Annotated in this window: 17 protein-coding genes; 11 read left to right on the top strand and 6 right to left on the bottom strand. The window is 72.4% G+C overall.

The features are described 5' to 3' along the window. Positions 1 to 315 precede the first annotated feature (315 nt). Positions 316 to 1,551: a radical SAM family heme chaperone HemW gene (gene hemW, locus BS83_RS20655; protein ID WP_037609516.1), complete on the top strand. Its 1,236-nt coding sequence runs from the start codon at positions 316 to 318 to the stop codon at positions 1,549 to 1,551. Positions 1,552 to 1,603: 52 nt separating this feature from the next. Here hemW and BS83_RS20650 read toward each other — a convergent pair whose 3' ends face one another. Further along, positions 1,604 to 2,581 (bottom strand): alpha/beta hydrolase, encoded by a 978-nt coding sequence (locus BS83_RS20650; protein WP_037605149.1) that lies wholly within the window; start codon positions 2,579 to 2,581, stop codon positions 1,604 to 1,606. 134 nt (positions 2,582 to 2,715) lie between these two features. On the opposite strand from BS83_RS20650, the gene BS83_RS20645 reads away from it, so the two are divergent. Continuing rightward, positions 2,716 to 3,327 (top strand): PadR family transcriptional regulator, encoded by a 612-nt coding sequence (locus BS83_RS20645; protein ID WP_084713751.1) that lies wholly within the window; start codon positions 2,716 to 2,718, stop codon positions 3,325 to 3,327. A gap of 142 nt (positions 3,328 to 3,469) precedes the next feature. Next, positions 3,470 to 4,018, top strand: coding sequence for a SigE family RNA polymerase sigma factor (locus BS83_RS20640; protein WP_037605148.1), 549 nt, complete (start codon positions 3,470 to 3,472; stop codon positions 4,016 to 4,018). Here the strand turns inward: BS83_RS20640 and BS83_RS20635 are convergent. Continuing rightward, positions 3,997 to 4,269, bottom strand: coding sequence for a hypothetical protein (locus tag BS83_RS20635; protein ID WP_037605147.1), 273 nt, complete (start codon positions 4,267 to 4,269; stop codon positions 3,997 to 3,999). The two genes, BS83_RS20640 and BS83_RS20635, sit on opposite strands and share 22 nt — an antisense overlap. A gap of 479 nt (positions 4,270 to 4,748) precedes the next feature. Here BS83_RS20635 and BS83_RS41980 point away from each other — a divergent pair, with 479 nt between their 5' ends. Together BS83_RS41980 and BS83_RS44060 are read left to right on the top strand one after the other, a co-directional pair. Further along, complete coding sequence (locus BS83_RS41980; protein WP_051943460.1) at positions 4,749 to 5,078, top strand: hypothetical protein; 330 nt, start codon at positions 4,749 to 4,751, stop codon at positions 5,076 to 5,078. A gap of 142 nt (positions 5,079 to 5,220) precedes the next feature. Continuing rightward, positions 5,221 to 7,770, top strand: a complete 2,550-nt coding sequence (locus BS83_RS44060; RefSeq protein ID WP_084713745.1) for a pectinesterase family protein — start codon at positions 5,221 to 5,223, stop codon at positions 7,768 to 7,770. 75 nt (positions 7,771 to 7,845) lie between these two features. Here the strand turns inward: BS83_RS44060 and BS83_RS20615 are convergent, their stop codons facing one another. The 3 genes from BS83_RS20615 to htpX form a co-directional block, all read right to left on the bottom strand. Further along, positions 7,846 to 8,682: a DUF3097 domain-containing protein gene (locus BS83_RS20615; RefSeq protein ID WP_232248436.1), complete on the bottom strand. Its 837-nt coding sequence runs from the start codon at positions 8,680 to 8,682 to the stop codon at positions 7,846 to 7,848. Positions 8,683 to 8,692: 10 nt separating this feature from the next. After that, a complete protein-coding gene (gene pspAB, locus BS83_RS20610) occupies positions 8,693 to 9,274 on the bottom strand; it encodes a PspA-associated protein PspAB (RefSeq protein ID WP_037605146.1) in 582 nt (193 codons plus the stop codon). A gap of 139 nt (positions 9,275 to 9,413) precedes the next feature. Then, the gene (htpX, locus tag BS83_RS20605) at positions 9,414 to 10,334 is read right to left on the bottom strand and encodes a zinc metalloprotease HtpX (RefSeq protein ID WP_037605145.1); all 921 of its coding nucleotides are present in this window, start codon (positions 10,332 to 10,334) and stop codon (positions 9,414 to 9,416) included. Between the two features lie 287 nt (positions 10,335 to 10,621). Here htpX and hrcA point away from each other — a divergent pair, with 287 nt between their 5' ends. The 3 genes from hrcA to BS83_RS20590 all read left to right on the top strand — a co-directional run bounded on the left by hrcA (position 10,622) and on the right by BS83_RS20590 (position 13,679). After that, entirely contained in the window at positions 10,622 to 11,653 is a 1,032-nt protein-coding gene (gene hrcA / locus BS83_RS20600) for a heat-inducible transcriptional repressor HrcA (protein WP_037605144.1), read from the top strand. Positions 11,654 to 11,745: 92 nt separating this feature from the next. Further along, complete coding sequence (gene dnaJ, locus BS83_RS20595; RefSeq protein ID WP_037605143.1) at positions 11,746 to 12,888, top strand: molecular chaperone DnaJ; 1,143 nt, start codon at positions 11,746 to 11,748, stop codon at positions 12,886 to 12,888. Positions 12,889 to 12,935: 47 nt separating this feature from the next. Continuing rightward, entirely contained in the window at positions 12,936 to 13,679 is a 744-nt protein-coding gene (locus BS83_RS20590; protein WP_037605142.1) for a 16S rRNA (uracil(1498)-N(3))-methyltransferase, read from the top strand. 77 nt (positions 13,680 to 13,756) lie between these two features. On the opposite strand, the gene BS83_RS20585 is transcribed toward BS83_RS20590, so the two are convergent. Next, a complete protein-coding gene (locus tag BS83_RS20585; RefSeq protein WP_037605141.1) occupies positions 13,757 to 14,686 on the bottom strand; it encodes a sigma-70 family RNA polymerase sigma factor in 930 nt (309 codons plus the stop codon). 134 nt (positions 14,687 to 14,820) lie between these two features. Between BS83_RS20585 and BS83_RS20580 the strand changes: the two genes are divergently transcribed. From BS83_RS20580 to BS83_RS20570, 3 genes are all read left to right on the top strand, one after another. Further along, positions 14,821 to 15,444 (top strand): YdeI/OmpD-associated family protein, encoded by a 624-nt coding sequence (locus tag BS83_RS20580; protein WP_037605140.1) that lies wholly within the window; start codon positions 14,821 to 14,823, stop codon positions 15,442 to 15,444. A 117-nt stretch (positions 15,445 to 15,561) separates the two neighbouring features. Next, a complete protein-coding gene (locus BS83_RS20575) occupies positions 15,562 to 18,795 on the top strand; it encodes a S41 family peptidase (protein ID WP_037605139.1) in 3,234 nt (1,077 codons plus the stop codon). A gap of 128 nt (positions 18,796 to 18,923) precedes the next feature. Continuing rightward, positions 18,924 to 19,286 (top strand): histidine triad nucleotide-binding protein, encoded by a 363-nt coding sequence (locus BS83_RS20570; protein ID WP_037605138.1) that lies wholly within the window; start codon positions 18,924 to 18,926, stop codon positions 19,284 to 19,286.

Below are 19,286 nucleotides of genomic sequence, written 5' to 3'. Positions count from 1 at the left end.
GGCACTGCGTCTGGCCCGGCTGCACAAGGCCGCCCACCTGGTGCGAGGCCCACCACCTGACCCACTGGGCCGACGGCGGCCACACCAGCCTGAACAACCTCGCCCTGCTCTGCGGAGAACACCACACCGACCTCCACCACACCGGCTGGGAACTCGAAATGAGTGGTGGCGGGCCCAGAGCGGTGCCACCACCCGACACACCCCCACCCCCAACACCCGCTACCCCCGCTGAACAACCCCACAACGTGCCGATGAGCCGCCCACCCGGCGGCCCATCGGCACGCCTACATGTCCGCATGCCGGAGAATGGACCACATGCCCTCCGCACTGCCCGACGGCGAAGCCGTCCCGGCCGACGGCTCGCTCCCCGAGACCGCCCTCGCCGGGCTCGGTACGCGACCGTTCGGTTTCTACGTCCACGTGCCGTACTGCGCGACCCGCTGCGGGTACTGCGACTTCAACACCTACACCGCCACAGAGCTGCGCTCGTCCGGCACGGTCGCCTCGCAGGAGACGTACGCGGACCACCTGATCGGCGAGATCCGGCTGGCCCGGAAGGTGCTGGGCGACGCTGACGTCCCCGTCGAGACGGTCTTCCTGGGCGGTGGGACGCCGACGCTGTTGCCCGCGCGGGATCTGGTCCGGATGCTGGGGGCGATCCGGGACGAGTTCGGGCTTGCGCCGGGGGCCGAGGTCACGACGGAGGCGAACCCGGAGTCGGTCGGCCCCGCCTATCTCGCCGAGCTTCGTGAGGGCGGCTTCACCCGACTGAGCTTCGGCATGCAGAGTGTCCGCCCGCACGTGCTGCAGCTGCTCGACCGCCATCACACGCCGGGTCGGCCCCAGGCCTGTGTCGCGGAGGCGCGCGACGCAGGTTTCGAGCACGTCAACCTCGACCTGATCTACGGCACCCCGGGGGAGTCGCCGGAGGACTGGCGGGCCTCCCTGGAGGCAGCGCTGTCGGCGGAGCCGGACCACATCTCCGCGTACGCGCTGATCGTCGAGGAGGGGACCAAGCTGGCGTCCCGTATCCGGCGCGGGGAGATCCCGATGACGGACGACGACGTCCACGCCGACCGGTACCTAATGGCGGAGGAGCTGCTGGGCGCCGCCGGCATGGAGTGGTACGAGGTCTCCAACTGGGCCACGGCGGGCTCGGCGTCCGCCCGCTGCCGCCACAACGAGCTGTACTGGACGGGTGCCGACTGGTGGGGCGCGGGCCCCGGTGCCCACAGCCATGTGGGCGGAGTGCGGTGGTGGAACCGGAAGCACCCTGCCGCCTACGCCCAGGCACTGGAGGCGGGGGAGACTCCGGCCCAAGGCCGCGAGCGGTTGGAGGACGAGGACCGCAGGGTCGAGCGGATCCTGCTGGAGCTCAGGCTTTCCGCCGGCTGCCCGCTGGACCTCCTGCGCCCGGAAGGCCGGAAGGCGGCGGACCGCGCTCTGGGCGAGGGACTGCTCGAACCGGGGCCGTTCGCCGAGGGCCGGGCTGTCCTCACCCTGCGTGGGCGACTGCTCGCGGACGCGGTGGTCCGGGACCTGGTGGACTGAGGCGATCCCCTGGTCCCGTCCGTCGTCCGTCGTCCGCCGTCGGCCTCCGCCCTCAGGGGTTGAGCGCGTCGCGAAGCGCTCGGAGCCAGTGGGCGCTCGTGGTGCGGGCGAGGGTCGACTCGGGGGCGAAGGCCTCGAAGAGGTGCCAGGCGCCGGGAACGTCCCTCGTCTCGACCGGGACGTTCGCCTCGGCCAGGCGGCGGGCGTAGTCGAGCCCTTCGTCGCGGAGCGGATCGAGGCCGCAGGTGAGGATGTACGCCGGGGGCAGGCCGGCGAGGTCGTCCGCGCGTGCCGGGGCGGCGTAGGCCGGGGCGTCCCCGCGGTCCGGGCCCAGGTAGGTGTCCCAGGTGTGCCTGATGCCGGGGCCGTTGGTGAAGCGGCGGTCGGTCACCCGGCGGTGCGAGGCTGAGTCCGCGCGGTCGTCCAGGAGCGGGATCAGCAGACACTGGAACGCCACGGCCGGACCGCCCCGGTCCCGGGCCATCAGGCACAGGGCAGCACTCAGTGCCCCGCCCGCCGAGGCCCCGGCGACGGCGATGCGGGCTGGGTCGATGCCGAGCTCTTCGGCGTTCGCGGCCATCCACTGCAGGGCGGCGTAGCAGTCCTCCACCCCGGCGGGGTAGCGGTGCTCGGGCGCGAGCCGGTAGTGGACGTTGACGATGACGGCCCCGGTGGTCAGGCAGGCGTTGATCGCCATCGGGCTCGGTCCGTCCAGCTCCCCGTACACGAAACCGCCGCCGTGGATGTAGAGGACTCCCGGCAGGACTGCGCCCACCCCCGTGGGGCGCAGGATCTGCACGTCGATCAGGTTGCCGTCAGGTCCGGTCAACGTGGCCTCGGTGATCGTGAGTTCGGCGCGCTGGACCGCCTCGGCCGTGATGGCCGCGAGCGGGGCCATCAACGCCTTGAAGCTGTCCCGCAGACCTTGGACGTCGGCGTAGGGGTTGGCGGGACGCTCGGGCATGGTCGCCAGCACGGAGGCGAGTTCGGGATGGACGTAGTCGGTGGAGATCGCTGCGGACGTCGTCATGGGACCTTCTCTCGCTCAGCAATAGTCTCATTGATACGGTCTCGATGAGATGGACACTATGCTCTCATTGATACGGTGTCAAGGAGAGCAAGGCCTCACGGCCGGCGACGGGAAGACGAGGAGGCGCGCGCGGCATGGCGGCAGAGCAGGCAGAACAGGCGGAACCGAAGGAATCAGGCTCGGCGCAGGCGGCAGAGGGCGGGGGGGACGGCGGGTGCAGCCCGTCCGGCTACGTCGTCCTGGGGCTCATCGCGCGGCATGGGGCGATGACGCCCTACGAGCTCAAGGCGCGCGTGGAGGAGAGCGTTCAGTACTTCTGGCCGATCCCGCATGCGCAGCTGTACCGGATTCCGCCCCGGCTGGCGGAGCTCGGGCTGCTCCGTGAGGAGACGGAGACCGAGGGCCGCCGTCGACGGGTCTTCCACCTCACCGGGGCGGGGCGCGCGGCGCTCGAACGCTGGCTGGGCGATCCGCAGGCCCCGGAGCCGGAGACCCGCGATCCGGCGCAGCTCAAACTGTTCTTCGCCGACCTGGGCGACCCGGCCGACGTGGTCGCGTTGGCGAAGGCGCGGGCCGCGCAGCATCGCAGGTGGCTGGAGCTCTACCAGTCGTTCCGTGCGGACATCGATCCGACCGACGAGGCGCGCCGGCTCTCCCGCGCGCGCATCCTCCGGTTGGCGGTTGCCCATGAGCAGGCCTACGTCGACTACTGGGAGTCCCTCGCGGCCGATCCCGAGTCGCTCTGACGCGCCGAGCACGTTCAGCCGCCCGTCCCGGCACGTCGACATGCCGCCAGCGCCGTTGCGGTCAGGTTGCATTGGTAGGCTCGCGGCTTCCATGGCGGTCGGACGGCATCCGTCCGGCGGACGGGCTCGGGGGAGGGTTCGGGTGGTTCTGCGGGACGGCGCGGCCGAGAGCGCGTACCAGGCCTTCTTTGAGCGGCATCACGCCGAGCTCTCGCGCCTTGCCTACCTGCTCACCGGTGAGCCCGACGCGGCGGACGACCTCGCCGCCGACGCGCTGCTGGAGGTCTGGCGTCACTGGGACCGGGTCTGCGCCGCCGACTCCCCGGCGGCCTACGCGCGCGGTGTGCTCGCGAACCTCTGCCGGAACCGGGCGCGCCGTCTGGGGCGGGAGCGCAATGGCCTGCGCGGCTGGAGCACGCTGTGGCGTGAGAACGCTCACACGACCGACATACCCGCCGTCGTGGACGTCCGCAGCGCACTGCGGAGGCTCCCGCACCGCCGTCGGGCCTGCGTCGTCCTACGCTTTGCCTTCGACCTTTCCGAACGGGAGACCGCGCAGGCCCTGGGGATCAGCGTGGGCACCGTGAAGAGCCAGACGTCGCGCGGAGCGGCGCAGCTCGCGGAGCTCCTCGGCGGACGCCGTCCGGAGGCGTGGTTGGTGTCGGCGCGTCAGGCGGGGGAGGGACGTTGATGGAACACGGACGCGAGGCCCGGCGCGACGACCGGACGCGGTACCAGGGGACCCCGCACGATGAAACCCCGCACCACGGGACCCCGCCCCACGAAACCCCGCATCACGAGACCCTGCACCACGAAACCCTCGGCGACGAAGGCCGACTCCGCGACGCCCTGCACGAGGAGGCGGCACGGCACCGCCCCGACCGGGAGGCGATGCTGGTCAGGATCGCCGCCCGGCGAGACGCCGAACGTGCCGTCGAGCACGGGCGCGTGCGGGCCGTACGACCCGCGCGGGCCGCGCGGGCCGCACGGGCCGCACGTCCGGCGCGTCGCCTGGTGCGGGTGGCGGGGCTCGGGGTCGTCTCGGTGCTGCTTCTGGCGGCCAGTGTGGCGGGCACGTGGGCGGCCGTAGGCCGGTACGTCGGCCCCGGTCCCGCCTCGCGGACCGAACCCGGCGGTTCGACCGACATCGGCTCCGCGACCAGCGTGCCCCGCCCTACGGCCTCGTCGACCGTTCCGTCCGGGCCGGGCGGTACCGCGGGCGGGGGCGCAGCGCCGGTCCGTCGGCCGCGGCCTCGGGGAGCACCGTGGCGGGCGGAGCGGGTGCCCCGTCCCCTACGGGTTCCGCGCCGGCCGCCTCGCCGGCCGGCGCCTCGCCAACAGGAACCAGGGTCCAGCAGGGCTTCCTCTGGTCGGACGGCTCCGTCGACCCGAACAGCAACACGAATTGGGCCCAGAGCGACGTGACTCTGAAGAGCGCGTTCAGCCTCGGTGCGCTCGACGTCCGCCTGCGCGTCGCGCTGACACCGGGGGTGGAGAGCACCGGGACGTGGTCCACCGTGTCTTCGCCGAGCCTGGTCGTCACCGTGACCCGCCAGGGTGGGTTCCTGGTCTACGAATGGACCCTCAGGTCCGGGGTCACCCTCGCGCCGGGGACCTACACCTTCGCCGGCCAGTACGACCACGCCGCCGGAGGCCGCGACGCCGGACAGGACGACTACCGGGCCACCGCGACCGGCCACGGCGACCAGGCGCTCGTCTACGGGAACTTCTACCCCGTGGCGGCGAGGTAGCAGAACCAGCGGGAGCGGACGCCGACCGCGGGCGGCCGACCTCCGGAAAAGTTCTCTCCGCACGGGCAACCTTTCCCGTCTCCCGGACCACTCAGAGGGGAAACCGTCCGAGAAGCACCACCGGAAGCAGAGGACTGACCGCGTGTCACCGACCCCTCCACTCCCCACCCATCGCCGTTCCCGCCTCGCGCGGCGCGTCCCCGCCGTCGTCGCGGCCGTGGCCATCGCAGGCGGCGGCCTGGCGGCGATACCGCTGCTCGCCTCCGCCAGCAGCACGTCCGACGCGGCCACCCACGGCACCCACGGCACCCACGGCGCCCGCAGCGCGCGCACGCTGACGGTCGCGGCGGGCGGGGGCGCCCAGTTCCGCACCGTGCAGGCGGCGGTGGACGCCGCCGCAGCGGGCGACACGATCGTCGTCGCGAAGGGGACTTACCACGAGACGGTCTCCGTTCCGGCGACCAGGACCGGGCTGAGTCTGGTGGGCGCGACCGGCAACCCGGCCGACGTCGTGATCACCTACGGCAACGCCGCCGGACTGAGCAGGCCGGACGGCTCCCCCTACGGCACCATGGGCAGCGCGACCGCGACCTTTGCCGCGGCCGGGATGACGGTGAAGAACCTCACCATTGTCAACTCCTTCTCCAAGGCCTCACATCCGGGCGTCAAGGGCGGTCAGGCGGTGGCTCTGAACGCGGAGGGCGACCGGCAGGTCTACCTGAACGACCGGTTCCTCGGCCACCAGGACACGCTGCTCGCCTGGTCCCCCACGCCGACCGCGCAGACCCGGCAGTACTTCCGCTCGGTCTTGGTGAGCGGCGACGTCGACTTCCTCTTCGGCAACGCCACCGCGGTCTTCGACCACGCGACGATCGACGCGCTGGACGACGGCGCGCCGGCGGACGGCCTGAACGGCTTCCTGACCGCGGCCAACACCGAGGCGAGCAGGGCGTACGGCTTCCTGATCACGGACAGCACCGTGACCAGCTCGGCGAAGGCCCGGACCTACTACCTCGGCCGTCCCTGGCACCCGACCTCGACCGCGGTCGCCCAGGTGGTGGTGCGGAACACCGTCCTCCCGGCTGCGGTCAAGGGTGCGACGCCGTGGACCGCCATGGGCGGATACCCGTGGCAGTCGGCGCGCTTCGACTCCTATGCGAACACCGGGACGGGCGCGAAGCTCAGTGCCGCCAACGGTGGTGTGAGCGCTAACAGTCCCCAGTTGAGCGCGGCCCGGGCGGCGAAGTACACCGCCAGGACCTACCTCGCGGGCACCGACGGCTGGAACCCCACCTCGGTCGGTGCCACGACGTCCGGCACCACGACAGCCCCCGTCGGCAGCGCAACGGGTGACGCGCGCAAGGTCTCCGAGCCTGTCGTGCCCGCCACCGTCTGTGCGACCGTCCCGGCCCAGCTCGCCATGCCCGGGCGCACGGCAGGCTCCGCCGCCGAGAGCAGCCCGCCGGACACGGCCCGCCTGCAGCGGGCCCTGGACGCGTGCACCCAGTCCGGTTCGGCCACCGTGGCAGTCCGGCTCTCCGCCGCGGACGCCGCTCACAACGCCTTCCTCAGCGGTCCGTTGACCGTGCACCGGGGCGAGGTGCTGCTGCTCGACTCGGGCGTCACCCTTTTCGCCTCCCGCAACCCGGTGAACTACCAGGTGAGCGGCAAGCCGACCTGCGGCACGCTCAGCTCGCACGAGGGCGGCTGCAAGCCCCTGATCACCGTGGCCGGGGCCGACGCGGGCATCGAGTCGGTGCGCGCCGCCTCCGGTGCGCAGGGCAGGATCGACGGGCGTGGCGACCAGACGATCCTCGGCGGCGGCACCACCTGGTGGGGGTTGGCCACCGCGGCCCAGAAGGCGGGCGAGAACCAGAACAACCCGCGGCTGATCCAGGCCGTCGACTCCGACAACTTCACCCTCTACCACCTGGACATGCTCAACTCGCCGAACTTCCACGTGGTCTACCAGGGCGGCACCGGCTTCACCGCCTGGGGCGTGCGCATCAAGACCCCGGACACCGCCCGCAACACCGACGGCATCGACCCGGGCGGCGCGACGAACGTCACCGTCAACGACAGCTACATCATGACCGGCGACGACGGCATCGCCGTCAAGGGCGGTGCCGCGACCCGCGACATCACCGTCGAGAACAGCCACTTCTACGGCACCCACGGCATCTCCATCGGAAGCGAGACCAACGGCGGCGTCAGCAACGTCCTGGTCAGGAACAACACTGTCACCGGCGTCGACAGCCTCGGCAACGTCAGCGGCAGCAGCACCGGGATCCGGATCAAGTCCTCGCCGGCCAACGGCGGCACGGTCAGCGACGTGACCTACCTGAACACCTGCGTCACCGCCGTCCGCGCGCCGATGGTGTTCGACACCCACTACTCGAACGGCAGCGGCTCCGGCGTCCCGTTCTTCACCCGGATCATCGTCGACGGCTTCCGGGCGACGGCGTCGCAGAGCGGGGCCAAGTCGACCTTCGTCGGACTGAACGCGAGCCACCCGCTGGGGCTGGCGCTCTGGAACGTCTCGGTGGACGCCACCGCCGACACCGCCGCCTACGCGGCGATCACCCGCTACGCCGACAACCTCGTGCCCGCGGGCACGGGTGTCGGCGTCACGTCGGTGAACGGCACCCCGGACACGTTCAGCTGCTCGTTCCCGGCCTACCCCGCGCTGTGACCCACCCGCTGCGTCCCGGGGCGACGAGTCTCAGGGCGACGAGTCCCAGGGCAGTACGTCTCAGGGTGGTGCGTCTCACGGTGCGGTGACGAAGTCGATCAGTTCCTCGACCCGGCCGAGCAGGGCCGGGTCGAGGTCCTTGTAGGAGCGGACCGAGCCGCGGATGCGGCGCCACGCCTCCGGGGTGTCCAGCGGCCATCCCAGGCGGGCGCAGACGCCCGTCTTCCAGTCCTCGCCGCGCGGCACGTCCGGCCAGGCCGGGATGCCCACGGCGGCGGGTTTGACGGCCGCCCAGATGTCGATGAACGGGTGGCCGACGACCAGCACGTGCGCGCCGGTGACCTGTGCCGCGATGCGGGACTCCTTCGAGCCGGGCACCAGGTGGTCCACCAGCACGCCGAGCCGACGTCCGGGTTCCGGCCCGAACTCGGCCACGATCGCCGGGAGGTCGTCGATGCCCTCCAGGTACTCGACGACCACGCCCTCGATCCGCAGGTCGTCGCCCCAGACCCGTTCGACCAGTTCGGCGTCGTGGCGGCCCTCGACGTAGATCCGGCTCGGCAGTGCGACGCGCGCCTTCGTGCCGGCCACCGCCACGGAGCCGGAGGCCGTCCGGGAGGGGCCCTGCGGCCTCGACGGGCCGCCCGGCTGCGGGCGCACCAGGGTCACCGGCCGACCGTCGACCAGGAAGCCGCGCGGGACGAGCGGGAAGACCCGGAGCTTGCCGTGCCGGTCCTCCAGCGTGACGGTGAAGCCCTCGGCGGTCTTCTCGCAGCGGATCACCGCGCCGCAGAAGCCGGTCGACGCCTCCTCGACCACCAGGTCCCGCTCGGCGGGCAGTTCGGGCACCGTGGAGGGCTGCTTCCACGGCGGCGTCAGGTCGGTCAGTCCACGGGGGTCGTATCGGCTCACCGACCGATCATTACAGACCGGGCGCGCCCCAGACCGGGAACCAGCGGGTCAGATCCTGCTCCAGTCGCAGGTCGTTGCCGAGCATCGCCTTGATCTGCAGCTCCAGCGGGTTGTCCCGCTTCTCGCCCGGCAGCGGGGCGAAGGGGTAGAAGGAGCCCCGCTTGTAGAGGTAGACCAGGGCGAACCTGCGGCCCTGCGCGTCGGCGAAGTTGACCAGCGAGCAGAGCAGTTGCGGGCCGAAGCCCTGGGACTCCAGGGCGGAGTTGACCGCGTGGACGTCGTTGACCAGGGAGACGATGTCCTCCGGGTCCTGACGCGAGGTGAGCCAGGTGTAGCCGTACGCGTCGCGCGGGGTCAGCTCGACCGGTTGGCCGCCGCGTCCGGTGTCGGCGTCCAGGAGCGCCTGGACGTCCTGCTGGACCGTGGCGAACGCACCGCCCTCGGCCGCGGCGAAGCAGACCGAGCCGACGCCGGTGGGCTTGAAGCCCGCGGCGGCCTCCAGGGTGATGGCGGCCGAGGGGAGGCCGAAGAGCTGGTCCAGATCGGGCTTGACCGGCTTGGTCCGGCCCAGAAGGGCGTCCAGGAAACCCATCGGAGTCTCTGTCCTCTCGGCGGCGGTGCAGGTAGTGGGCGGTGCGGGTATTGGGCGGTGCAGGTCATGGGTGGTGCAGGTCATAGGTGGTGCAGGTGGCCAGGCGGTGCAGGTGGCAGGCGGTGCAGCGCGGTCGGTGTCAGCCGCGGCCGAGTTCGGTGGAGATCCTGCCGAGCTGCTCCAGGCGCTGCTGGAGCGACGGGTGGGTGGAGAAGGCGTTGCTGGCGACCGCGCGCGCGGACAGGGCCGGGGCGAAGTAGAAGGCGTTGAACGGCTGGGCCTGGCGCAGGTCCTGCGTCGGGATCGCGCCGATGTCGCCGGTGACCTTGGTGAGCGCCGAGGCGAGCGCCGAGGGCTTGCCGGTCAGCAGCGCGGCCGAGCGGTCGGCGGACAGCTCGCGGTAGCGGGAGAGCAGGCGGGTCAGCAGGAAGCTGATGGCGTAGACGACGGCGCTGATCGCGATGACGGCGAGCATCGCGATCGCGGTGTTGTCGTTGTCGCGGCTGTCGCGACGGTCGAAGCCGCCGAACATGCCGAACTGGAGGCCGACGCGGGTGATGATGCCGGCCAGCACGCCGAGGAAGCCGGCGATGGTCATCACCGCGACGTCGCGGTGGGCGACGTGCGAGAGCTCGTGGGCCAGCACGCCCTCCAGCTCCTCCGGCTCGAGGCGGCGCAGCAGACCGGTGGTGACGCAGACGACGGCGTTCTTCTCGTTCCGGCCGGTCGCGAACGCGTTCGGGATGTCACTCTGCGCGACGGCGACCTTCGGCTTGGACATGTCCGCGAGCGCGCACAGGCGGTCGATGGCGCCGTGCAGCTCCGGGTAGTCCTGGGGGGTGACCTCGCGGGCGCCCATGCTGAAGGCGGCGATCTTGTCGCTGAACCAGAACTGGGCGATGAAGAGTCCGCCCGCGATGATGACGACCAGGGGCCACATCCCGCGCAGGGCCACCAGCAGCACGCCGACGAAGGCCACGAACAGCAGGCCGATCATGAACATCGTGATCAGCATGCGCGTGGTCAGCCCGCGGTCCGGTGCGAAACGAGTCCTGGACATGGTGTCCCTCCTGGGCGGTGAACTGCGGGTGCAATTCTGCCGTGGCGCCCTCGCTATGTGGTACGTCTGACGAGGTCCAGACGTTCCGGTCGCGGACCCTCGCGCTTACACTGGCACACGACGAATGCTGGCACTCGTATGTCAAGAGTGCCAGGACAGGTGTAGTGACGGGATCAAGGCGCCCGGCCCCCGACCGCCGGGGCGTCGGACCTGCTGGACCGCCCGACCGGACCGGACGACCGCCGGGCCGGACGACTGCTGGACCGGACGACTGGAGGTGCGTGCCCGTGCGCGAGGAGCGTCGGCTCGACGACCGCAAGCTCGCGGTGCTGCGCGCCATCGTGCAGGACTACGTGGGCACCGAGGAGCCGGTCGGCTCCAAGGCGCTGGTCGAACGCCACAACCTCGGTGTCTCCTCGGCTACCGTCCGTAACGACATGGCCGTCCTCGAGGAGGAGGGCTACATCCACCAGCCGCACACCAGTGCCGGACGGGTGCCCACCGACAAGGGATACCGGCTCTTCGTCGACCGGCTGACGGAGGTCAAGCCGCTGTCGACGGCCGAGCGCCGGGCGATCACCAGCTTCCTCGACCACGCGGTGGACCTCGACGACGTCGTCGCCCGCACGGTGCGGCTGCTGGCGCAGCTGACCAGACAGGTGGCGGTGGTCCAGTACCCCTCGCTCACCCGTTCCACGGTCCGGCACGTCGAGCTGGTCGCGCTGACGCCGACCCGGGTGATGCTGGTGCTGATCACCGACACCGGACGGGTCGAGCAGCGGCTGGTCGACTGCCCGAGCCAGGTCGGCGAGGCGATGCTGGGGGACCTGCGCAGCAGGCTCAACGCGCGGGCGGCCGGTCGCCGCTTCGCCGAGGTGCCGACGCTGCTGCAGGATCTCCCTGAGAGCTTCCCGCACCAGGACCGGGCCGCGGTCACGACCGTGCTGTCCACTCTGTACGAGGCGCTGGTCGAGCAGACCGAGGAGCGCGTCGTCCTGGGCGGCACCGCGAACCTGACCCGCTTCCCGCACGACTTCCCCCTCACCATCGCCCCCGTCCTGGAGGCGCTGGAAGAACAGGTGGTGCTGCTTCGGCTGCTGGGTGAGACCGGAGACCCGGGAGTGATGGTCAGGATCGGTCACGAGAACGCCTATGAGGGACTGAATTCCACCTCGGTCGTCTCGGTGGGCTACGGTTCGGGCGATGAGACCGTCGCCAAACTCGGGGTGGTCGGGCCGACGCGGATGGACTACCCGGGAACCATGGGTGCTGTCCGAGCGGTTGCACGGTATGTCGGTCAGATCCTGGCCGCGTCCTAGTCCACCCAGGACTCACCCGGGTCCGACCCGGTCCTGACAGACCACGACACGACATGGCACGAGCCTCACACGGAGACTAGCGGAGCATTTTGGTGGCCACGGACTACTACGCGGTACTCGGCGTCCGACGGGACGCGAGTCAGGACGAGATCAAGAAGGCTTTCCGCCGGCTGGCGCGTGAGCTGCATCCTGACGTCAACCCGGACCCGAAGACCCAGGAGCGGTTCAAGGAGATCAACGCCGCCTACGAGGTGCTCTCGGACCCGAACAAGCGCCAGGTCTACGACCTCGGCGGCGACCCGCTCTCCGCCACCGGCGGCGCGGGCGGGGCCGGCGGCTTCGGCACGGGCGCGGGCTTCGGCTTCAGCGACATCATGGACGCCTTCTTCGGCGCGGCCGGCGGCCAGCGCGGCCCGCGTTCGCGGACCCGGCGCGGCCAGGACGCCATGATCCGGATCGACATCGATCTGGAGGAGGCGGCCTTCGGCACCACAAAGGACATCCAGGTCGACACCGCCGTCGTCTGCACCACCTGCAACGGCGAGGGCGCGGCCCCCGGCACCTCGGCGCAGACCTGCGACATGTGTCGCGGCCGCGGTGAGGTGTCCCAGGTGACCCGGTCCTTCCTCGGCCAGGTCATGACCTCGCGTCCCTGCCCCCAGTGCCAGGGCTTCGGCACGGTCGTGCCGACCCCCTGCCCCGAGTGCGCCGGCGACGGCCGGGTGCGCGCGCGGCGGACGCTGACCGTCAAGATCCCCGCGGGCGTCGACAACGGCACCCGGATCCAGCTGGCCGGCGAGGGCGAGGTCGGCCCCGGCGGCGGTCCGGCCGGCGACCTGTACGTGGAGATCTCCGAGAACGCGCACGAGATCTTCCAGCGGCGCGGAGACGACCTGCACTGCACGGTGACCCTGCCGATGACGGCGGCCTCGCTGGGCACGAAGGTCCCGCTGGACACCCTGGACGGCGTGGCCGAGATCGACATCCGGCCCGGCACCCAGTCGGGGCAGTCCATCCCGCTGCACGGCCGGGGCATCACGCACCTGCGCGGCGGCGGGCGTGGCGACCTGATAGTGCATGTCGAGGTCCTGACGCCGAGCAAGCTCGACGCGGAGCAGGAGGAGCTGCTGCGGCGGCTCGCCAAGCTGCGCGGCGAGGAGCGGCCCTCCGGTCAGTTCGCGCCGGGACAGCAGGGTCTCTTCTCCCGTCTCAAGGACGCCTTCAACGGCCGCTGATCCCTCCCGGCCGCCCAGCCCCCTTCTCCCGGAGAACCGAGCAGCACGTGACCGCCCCTGTCTTCCTGCTGGACACCGACCGCCTCGCCCCCGTGGGCGGGCTGATCCGCCTGGACGGTGCGGAGGGGCGGCATGCGGTCGCCGTCAAGCGGCTGACCGTCGGTGAGGAGCTGGTCCTCACCGACGGGGCGGGCGCGGGCGTCCGGGGCACCGTCGCGGCGCTGGAGGGCAAGGACGCGCTCGACGTCCGCGTGACCGCGGTGCTGACCGAGCCCGAGCCGCCGCTGCGGATCACCGTGGTCCAGGCGCTGCCCAAGGGCGACCGCGGCGAGCTCGCGGTCGAGTTGATGACCGAGGTCGGCGTGGACGAGATCGTCCCGTGGTCCGCCTCGCGCTGCATCACCCAGTGGAAGGGCGAACGGGGCGCCAAGTCGCTGGCCAAGTGGCGGGCGACCGCCCGGGAGGCGGGCAAGCAGTCGCGTCGGCTGCGCTTCCCCGTCGTCCAGGACCTCATGACGACCCGCCAGGTCGCCGGACTGCTGGCCTCGGCGACGCTGCCGGCCGTGCTGCACGAGGAGGGCGCGTCGCCGCTGGCCGCCGCCGACCTTCCGCAGGCCGGCTCGGTCGTGCTGGTCGTCGGCCCCGAGGGCGGTGTCTCCCCGGACGAGCTGGGCGCCTTCGCCACGGCCGGGGCGGGCGCCTACCTGCTGGGCCCCTCCGTGCTCCGCACCTCCACCGCCGGCGTCGCGGCCGGTGCGCTGCTGCTCGGCCGCAGCGGCCGCTGGGGCTAGTCCCAAAAACCACCCCAGCGGTTCGCCGCACCTGTTCCCGTTCCCGTTCGGCTCGGTCCGGCTCAGTCGAGTTCCGTTCAGTCCTTCCCGTCCAGGAACCGCACGTCGTAGGAGGCGAGCAGTTCGGGCTCGGCGTGGACGTCGATCGCGGTGATCCGGTCGTCCTCGATGGTGAACTCGAGGACGATGCGCGGCCGCCCGCCCTCCGCCCAGACACCGGCCATGAAGTCGTCCACCAGGGCGGGCCGGACGGCCTGGGCCTTGCCGAGGTAGAAGCCGGCGACCGCCTTGGCCCCGCGGGTCTCGCCCGTCGAGCCCATGCGCATGGCCATGGCGTCGGCGCGGAACACCACGTCGGGGTCGAGCACCGACAGCAGCGCCTCGAAGTCGCCGCCGCGTGCGGCCGAGAGGAAGGCGTCGACGACCTCCTTCTGCCGGCGCAGATCCGCCTCGGGGTCCGGCTCGACGCCCTGGACCCGGCGGCGCGCCCGGCTGGCCAGCTGCCGGGCCGCGGCGGTCGAGCGGCCGACGATCGGGGCGATCTCGTCGAAGGGGACGGCGAACATGTCGTGCAGCACGAACGCGAGGCGCTCGGCGGGGTCCAGCGTGTCCAGCACGACCAGCAGCGCCAGTCCGATCGAGTCGGCCAGCAGCGCCTCGTCCTCCGGGTTGGCCCGGTCGACGGAGCCGCGACCGCCCGGCCCCTCCGGACCGCCGAAGGCCTCGATGCCCTCGATCGTGTCGGGGACGTGCACCTCCCACGACTCCTCGCGCCGGGAACCGCGCGAGCGCAGCATGTCCAGGCAGACCCGGCCGACCACGGTGGTCAGCCAGCCGCTGAGGTTGTCGATCTCGGCGGCGTCGGAGCGGCTCAGCCGCAGCCAGGCCTCCTGCACCGCGTCCTCGGCCTCGTCGGTGGAACCGAGCATGCGGTAGGCCACGGACCGGAGCCGGGCGCGGTTCTGCTCGAATCGATCGGCCAGACCGTCGTTGACGTAGTCGTTCACGGGTCCTGTCACATTCTCTCGTCGGGCGTCCTCACCACTGTGACGAATCGGACGCCGTGGATGCGACAAGGACGCCGGGATTGGTGCGCGCGCCGCGAAGGGAAAGCCCGCAGGGAACGGGTAGAAGCGTCCTCATGACAGCGGACGAAGGAGCAGGGCACGAAGGAGCGGCGCACGAAGGAGCAGGGCGGGACGGGGCCGAGGTCGTCGCCTTCGTGGACGCGGCCGCTTTCGAGGACTGGCTGGCCGAGCACCACACCCGCCAGGAGGGCGTCTGGATCAGGGTGGCGAGGAAGGGCTCGGGCCTCCCGAGCGTCACCGAGGACGAGATGGTCGACGCCGGGCTCTGCTTCGGTTGGGTCTCCGGGCAGCGCCGCGCCCTGGACGAGCGGCACTACCTGCAGAAGTACGTGCCGCGTCGGCGGCGCAGTCTGTGGTCGCAGGTCAACGTCGACCGGGTCGCCGCGCTGACCGCGGCCGGGCGGATGCGCGAGCCGGGGCTGGCCGAGGTCCGCCGGGCCAAGGCGGACGGGCGGTGGGCCGCGGCCTACCAGCCGCAGCGGACCGCGACGGTGCCGGACGACCTGGCCGCGCTCCTCGACGCGGAGCCGAAGGCCCGTGCGGCCTTCGAGGCGCTCGACAGGTCCGGGCGCTACCAGCTGATCCTGCCGCTGCTGCAGGCGCTGACGCCGGAGACCAGGCAGGCCCGGCTCGCCAGGGTCCGGCGTTCGCTCCTCGGCGGCGGCGCGACGGAGTGACGAACGCTGGGCGACTGAAGCGGAACGTCGAACCCCGTTCGTCGGCAGGAGTGTTGGACCGGGCCGAGGAGGGGAAAGGGGGTGCTGATCCAACTCGGACTCGGTTAGCGTGCCGATGTGACGCATACGAGCGATGGCTACTTCAGGTATCCCGACATCCACGGCGACCTCGTCGCCTTCGTCGCCGAGGACGACGTCTGGCTCGCCCCCGTGACGGGCGGGCGCGCGTGGCGGGTGAGCGCGGACCACGCGCCCGCGACCCGTCCCAGGTTCTCGGCGGACGGGACCCTGCTGGCCTGGGCGTCCACCAGGGACGGCGCGCCGGAGGTGCACGTCGCCCCGGTCGAGGGCGGTCCGGCGCGACGGCTGACCCACTGGGGCAGCGCGCAGACCACCGTGCTGGGCTGGACCGAGGACGGCGAGGTGATCGCCGGCAGCACCCAGGGGCGGCGGTCCCGGGCCCACTCCTGGGCGCACGCCGTGCCGCTCGACGGCGGCCCGGCGCGGACCCTGCCCTTCGGCAGGCTCAGCAGCATCGCGTTCCGGCCGGGCGGCGATCAGGTGCTGCTCACCTCGGCGAGCACCGGCCGGGAGGCCGCCCACTGGAAGGGCTACCGGGGCGGCCAGGCCGGCCGGCTCTGGATCGGCAGCGAGGGCGGTGAGTTCACCCGCCTGCACGCGGACCTCGACGGCAACATCGACTCGCCGATGTGGGTGGGCGAGCGCGTCGCCTTCCTCTCCGACCACTCCCTCGACGACGGCGCGCCGCTGGGCCGGCTCTGGTCGAGCCTGCCCGACGGCTCCGATCTGCGCGGCCACGGCGAGCACGGCTTCTACGCCCGCAACGCCGCCACCGACGGCAGCCGGGTCGTCCACCACGCGGGCGGCGACCTCTGGTTGGTGGAGAGCCTGGCCGACGGCACGCGGCCCAGGCTGCTGGAGATCCGCCTCGGCGGGCCGCGCAGCGAGCGCCGGCCGTTCCCGGTCGAGGCCGGGCGGCACCTGGGCGCGGTCGCGCCCGACGTCGACGGCCGTTCCAGCGTCGTCGAGGTCCGCGGCACCGTGCACCGGGTCACCCACAGGGACGGTCCGGTCCGCGCGCTGGCGGTGACGCCGGGTGTGCGGAACCGCCTGCCGCAGGCACTGCCCGACGGCGCGTCGGTCTGGGTCACCGACGCCGAGGGCGAGGACGCGCTGGAGTTCTCCGACGGACGGCGGGTGCTCGCAGGGCGGTTGGGCCGCGTGGAGGCACTGGCGGCCTCCCCCGACGGCACCCTGGTCGCCGTCGCCGACCGGGTCGGCCGCGTGCTGCTGCTGCCCGTGGCCGACCCGGAGGCGCCGGGCGCCCTGCGCGAACTGGACCGGAGCCCGCACGCGATGGCGGCGGACCTCTCCTTCTCGCCGGACTCCGGCTGGCTGGCCTGGACGCACTCGATCTCGCTGGAGTCGGCGCTGAGTCAGATCAAGCTGGCCCGGACCGCCACCGGAGAACTGGTCGAGGCCACGCCTCCGCGTTTCCGCGACTACGCGCCGGTCTTCACCGGCGACGGCAAGCACCTGGCGTTCCTCTCCGCGCGCGACTTCGACCCGGTCTACGACGAGCACGTCTTCGACCTGTCCTTCCCGGCCGCCTCCCGGCCCTATCTGCTGACGCTGGCCGCGGAGACGCTCTCGCCCTTCGGCCCCCTGCTCGACGGCCGCGCCCCCGGCAAGGGCGGAGGCGCCGGAACGGGCGGTGCGGGGTCGGGCGGCGCGGGAGCGGCCGCTGCGGACCAACCGGAGGCCGGGGCCACGACCGTGGACCTGGACGGCCTGGACGCGCGGGTCATCGCGTTCCCGGTGCCGGCCGGACGGTACGGCGGGCTGCGGGCGGTCAAGGGCGGTGTGGCGTGGCTGCGCCATCCGGTGGCCGGGGTGCTCGGCAGCGGCCGGGCCACGCCGGAGGCGGACGCCGAGCGGAGCGTGCTGGAGCGCTTCGACTTCGCCACCCGCCGCGCCGAGGTGCTGGTCGAGGAGCTGGACGGCTTCGACGTCTCCGGCGACGGCAGCAGGCTCGTGGTCCGCGATCACGGGTCGGTGACCGTCCTGCCCTCCGACCGCAAGGTGGAGCGTGAGGACCGCGACGAACGCGTCTCCGTCGACCTCTCGCGGGTCAGGGTCACCGTGGACCCGACCGCCGAGTGGCGGCAGATGTTCGACGAGACCGCCCGGTTGATGCGCGACAACTTCTGGCGCGCGGACCTCGGCGGGATGGACTGGGACGCGGTCCAGGCGCGCTACCGGCCGCTGGTGGAGCGGCTCGGCAGCCACGGTGACCTGGTGGACCTGCTCTGGGAGCTCCAGGGCGAGCCGCGCACCTCGCACGCCTACGTGATGCCGGCCCCCCGCGACCCGGGCGAGAACCGCCGCCAGGGCCTCCTCGGCGCGGACCTCGCCCGCGACGAGTCGGGCGAGTGGCGGGTGGTGACGGTGCTTCCCTCGGAGTCCTCGGACCCGTTCGCCCGCTCGCCGCTGGCCGCGCCGGGGGTGGGCGTACGGCCGGGCGCGGTGCTGCTGAGCGTCGACGGCCGTCCGGTGGACCCGGTGACGGGCCCGGGACCGCTGCTGGTCGGTACGGCGGGCAAGCCGGTCGAGCTCACGGTCCGCCAGGACGGCGCCGAGCGCGCCGTGGTGGTGGTCCCGCTGGCCGACGAGGAGGCGTTGCGCTACCACGCGTGGGTGTCCGGCCGCCGGGCCCACGTCCACGCCGCCTCCGGCGGCCGGCTGGGCTATCTGCACGTGCCGGACATGGTGGGGAAGGGCTGGGCGCAGCTCCACCGCGACCTGCACACCGAGATGGTACGCGACGGCCTGGTCGTGGACGTCCGCGAGAACCGCGGCGGCCACACCTCGCAGCTGGTCATCGAGAAGCTGAACCGTCGTGTCGTCGGCTGGGACGTGCCGCGCGACAGCGTTCCCTCGACGTACCCCTTCGACGCGCCGCGCGGCCCGCTGGTCGCGGTGACGGACGAGTTCGCGGGCTCCGACGGCGACATCGTCGGCGGAGCGTTCCAGGCGCTGCGGCTGGGCCCCGTCGTGGGGGTGCGGAGCTGGGGCGGGGTGATCGGCATCGACGGCCACTACCGCCTGGTCGACGGGACGGGTGTCACCCAACCGCGTTACGCGACCTGGCTGCAGGGCTACGGCTGGGGCCTGGAGAACCACGGCGTCGACCCCGACGTCGAGGTCCGCATGACCCCGTCGGACTGGGTCTCCGGCCGCGACCCGCAGCTCGACAGGGCGATCGAACTGGCCCTGGCCGCGCTGGCGGAGACGCCGGCGGTCCAGCCCCCGACGCTGCCCGAACTGTAGGCACAGGCGGAGCTTGCACCGTCAGGGGCGCGAGGGTGGTTCCCGCGCAGTTCCCCGCGCCCCTGACGGGCCGCCCGGCTGGCGTAAGCTGCAGCGCAAACGACCGTAGGACCGAGGGAGCGTGCGGGATGGCCGGCGAGGCCCAGGCGGACTGCCTGTTCTGCAAGATCGTGGCGGGCGAGATCCCGTCCACGAAGGTGCGCGAGACCGAGCACACGCTCGCGTTCCGCGACATCAACCCGCAGATGCCGACGCACGTGCTCGTCGTGCCCAAGGCGCACTACCCGAACGCCGCCGCCCTCGCCGACGCGGACCCGACCCTCGCCGGCGCCGTGCTGGCCGAGGCCGGTCGCGTCGCCGAGGAGGAGAAGGTCGTCGACAGCGGATACCGGCTGATCTTCAACACCGGCAGCGGCGCGGGGCAGACCGTCTTCCACGCCCACGTGCACGTGCTCGGCGGCAACGCCGGCCTGCGCGAGCGGCTGGTCTGA

It is taken from the genome of Streptacidiphilus rugosus AM-16 (assembly GCF_000744655.1).
GTDB lineage: Bacteria > Actinomycetota > Actinomycetes > Streptomycetales > Streptomycetaceae > Streptacidiphilus > Streptacidiphilus rugosus.
This window is presented reverse-complemented; position numbering and strand designations above follow the sequence as displayed.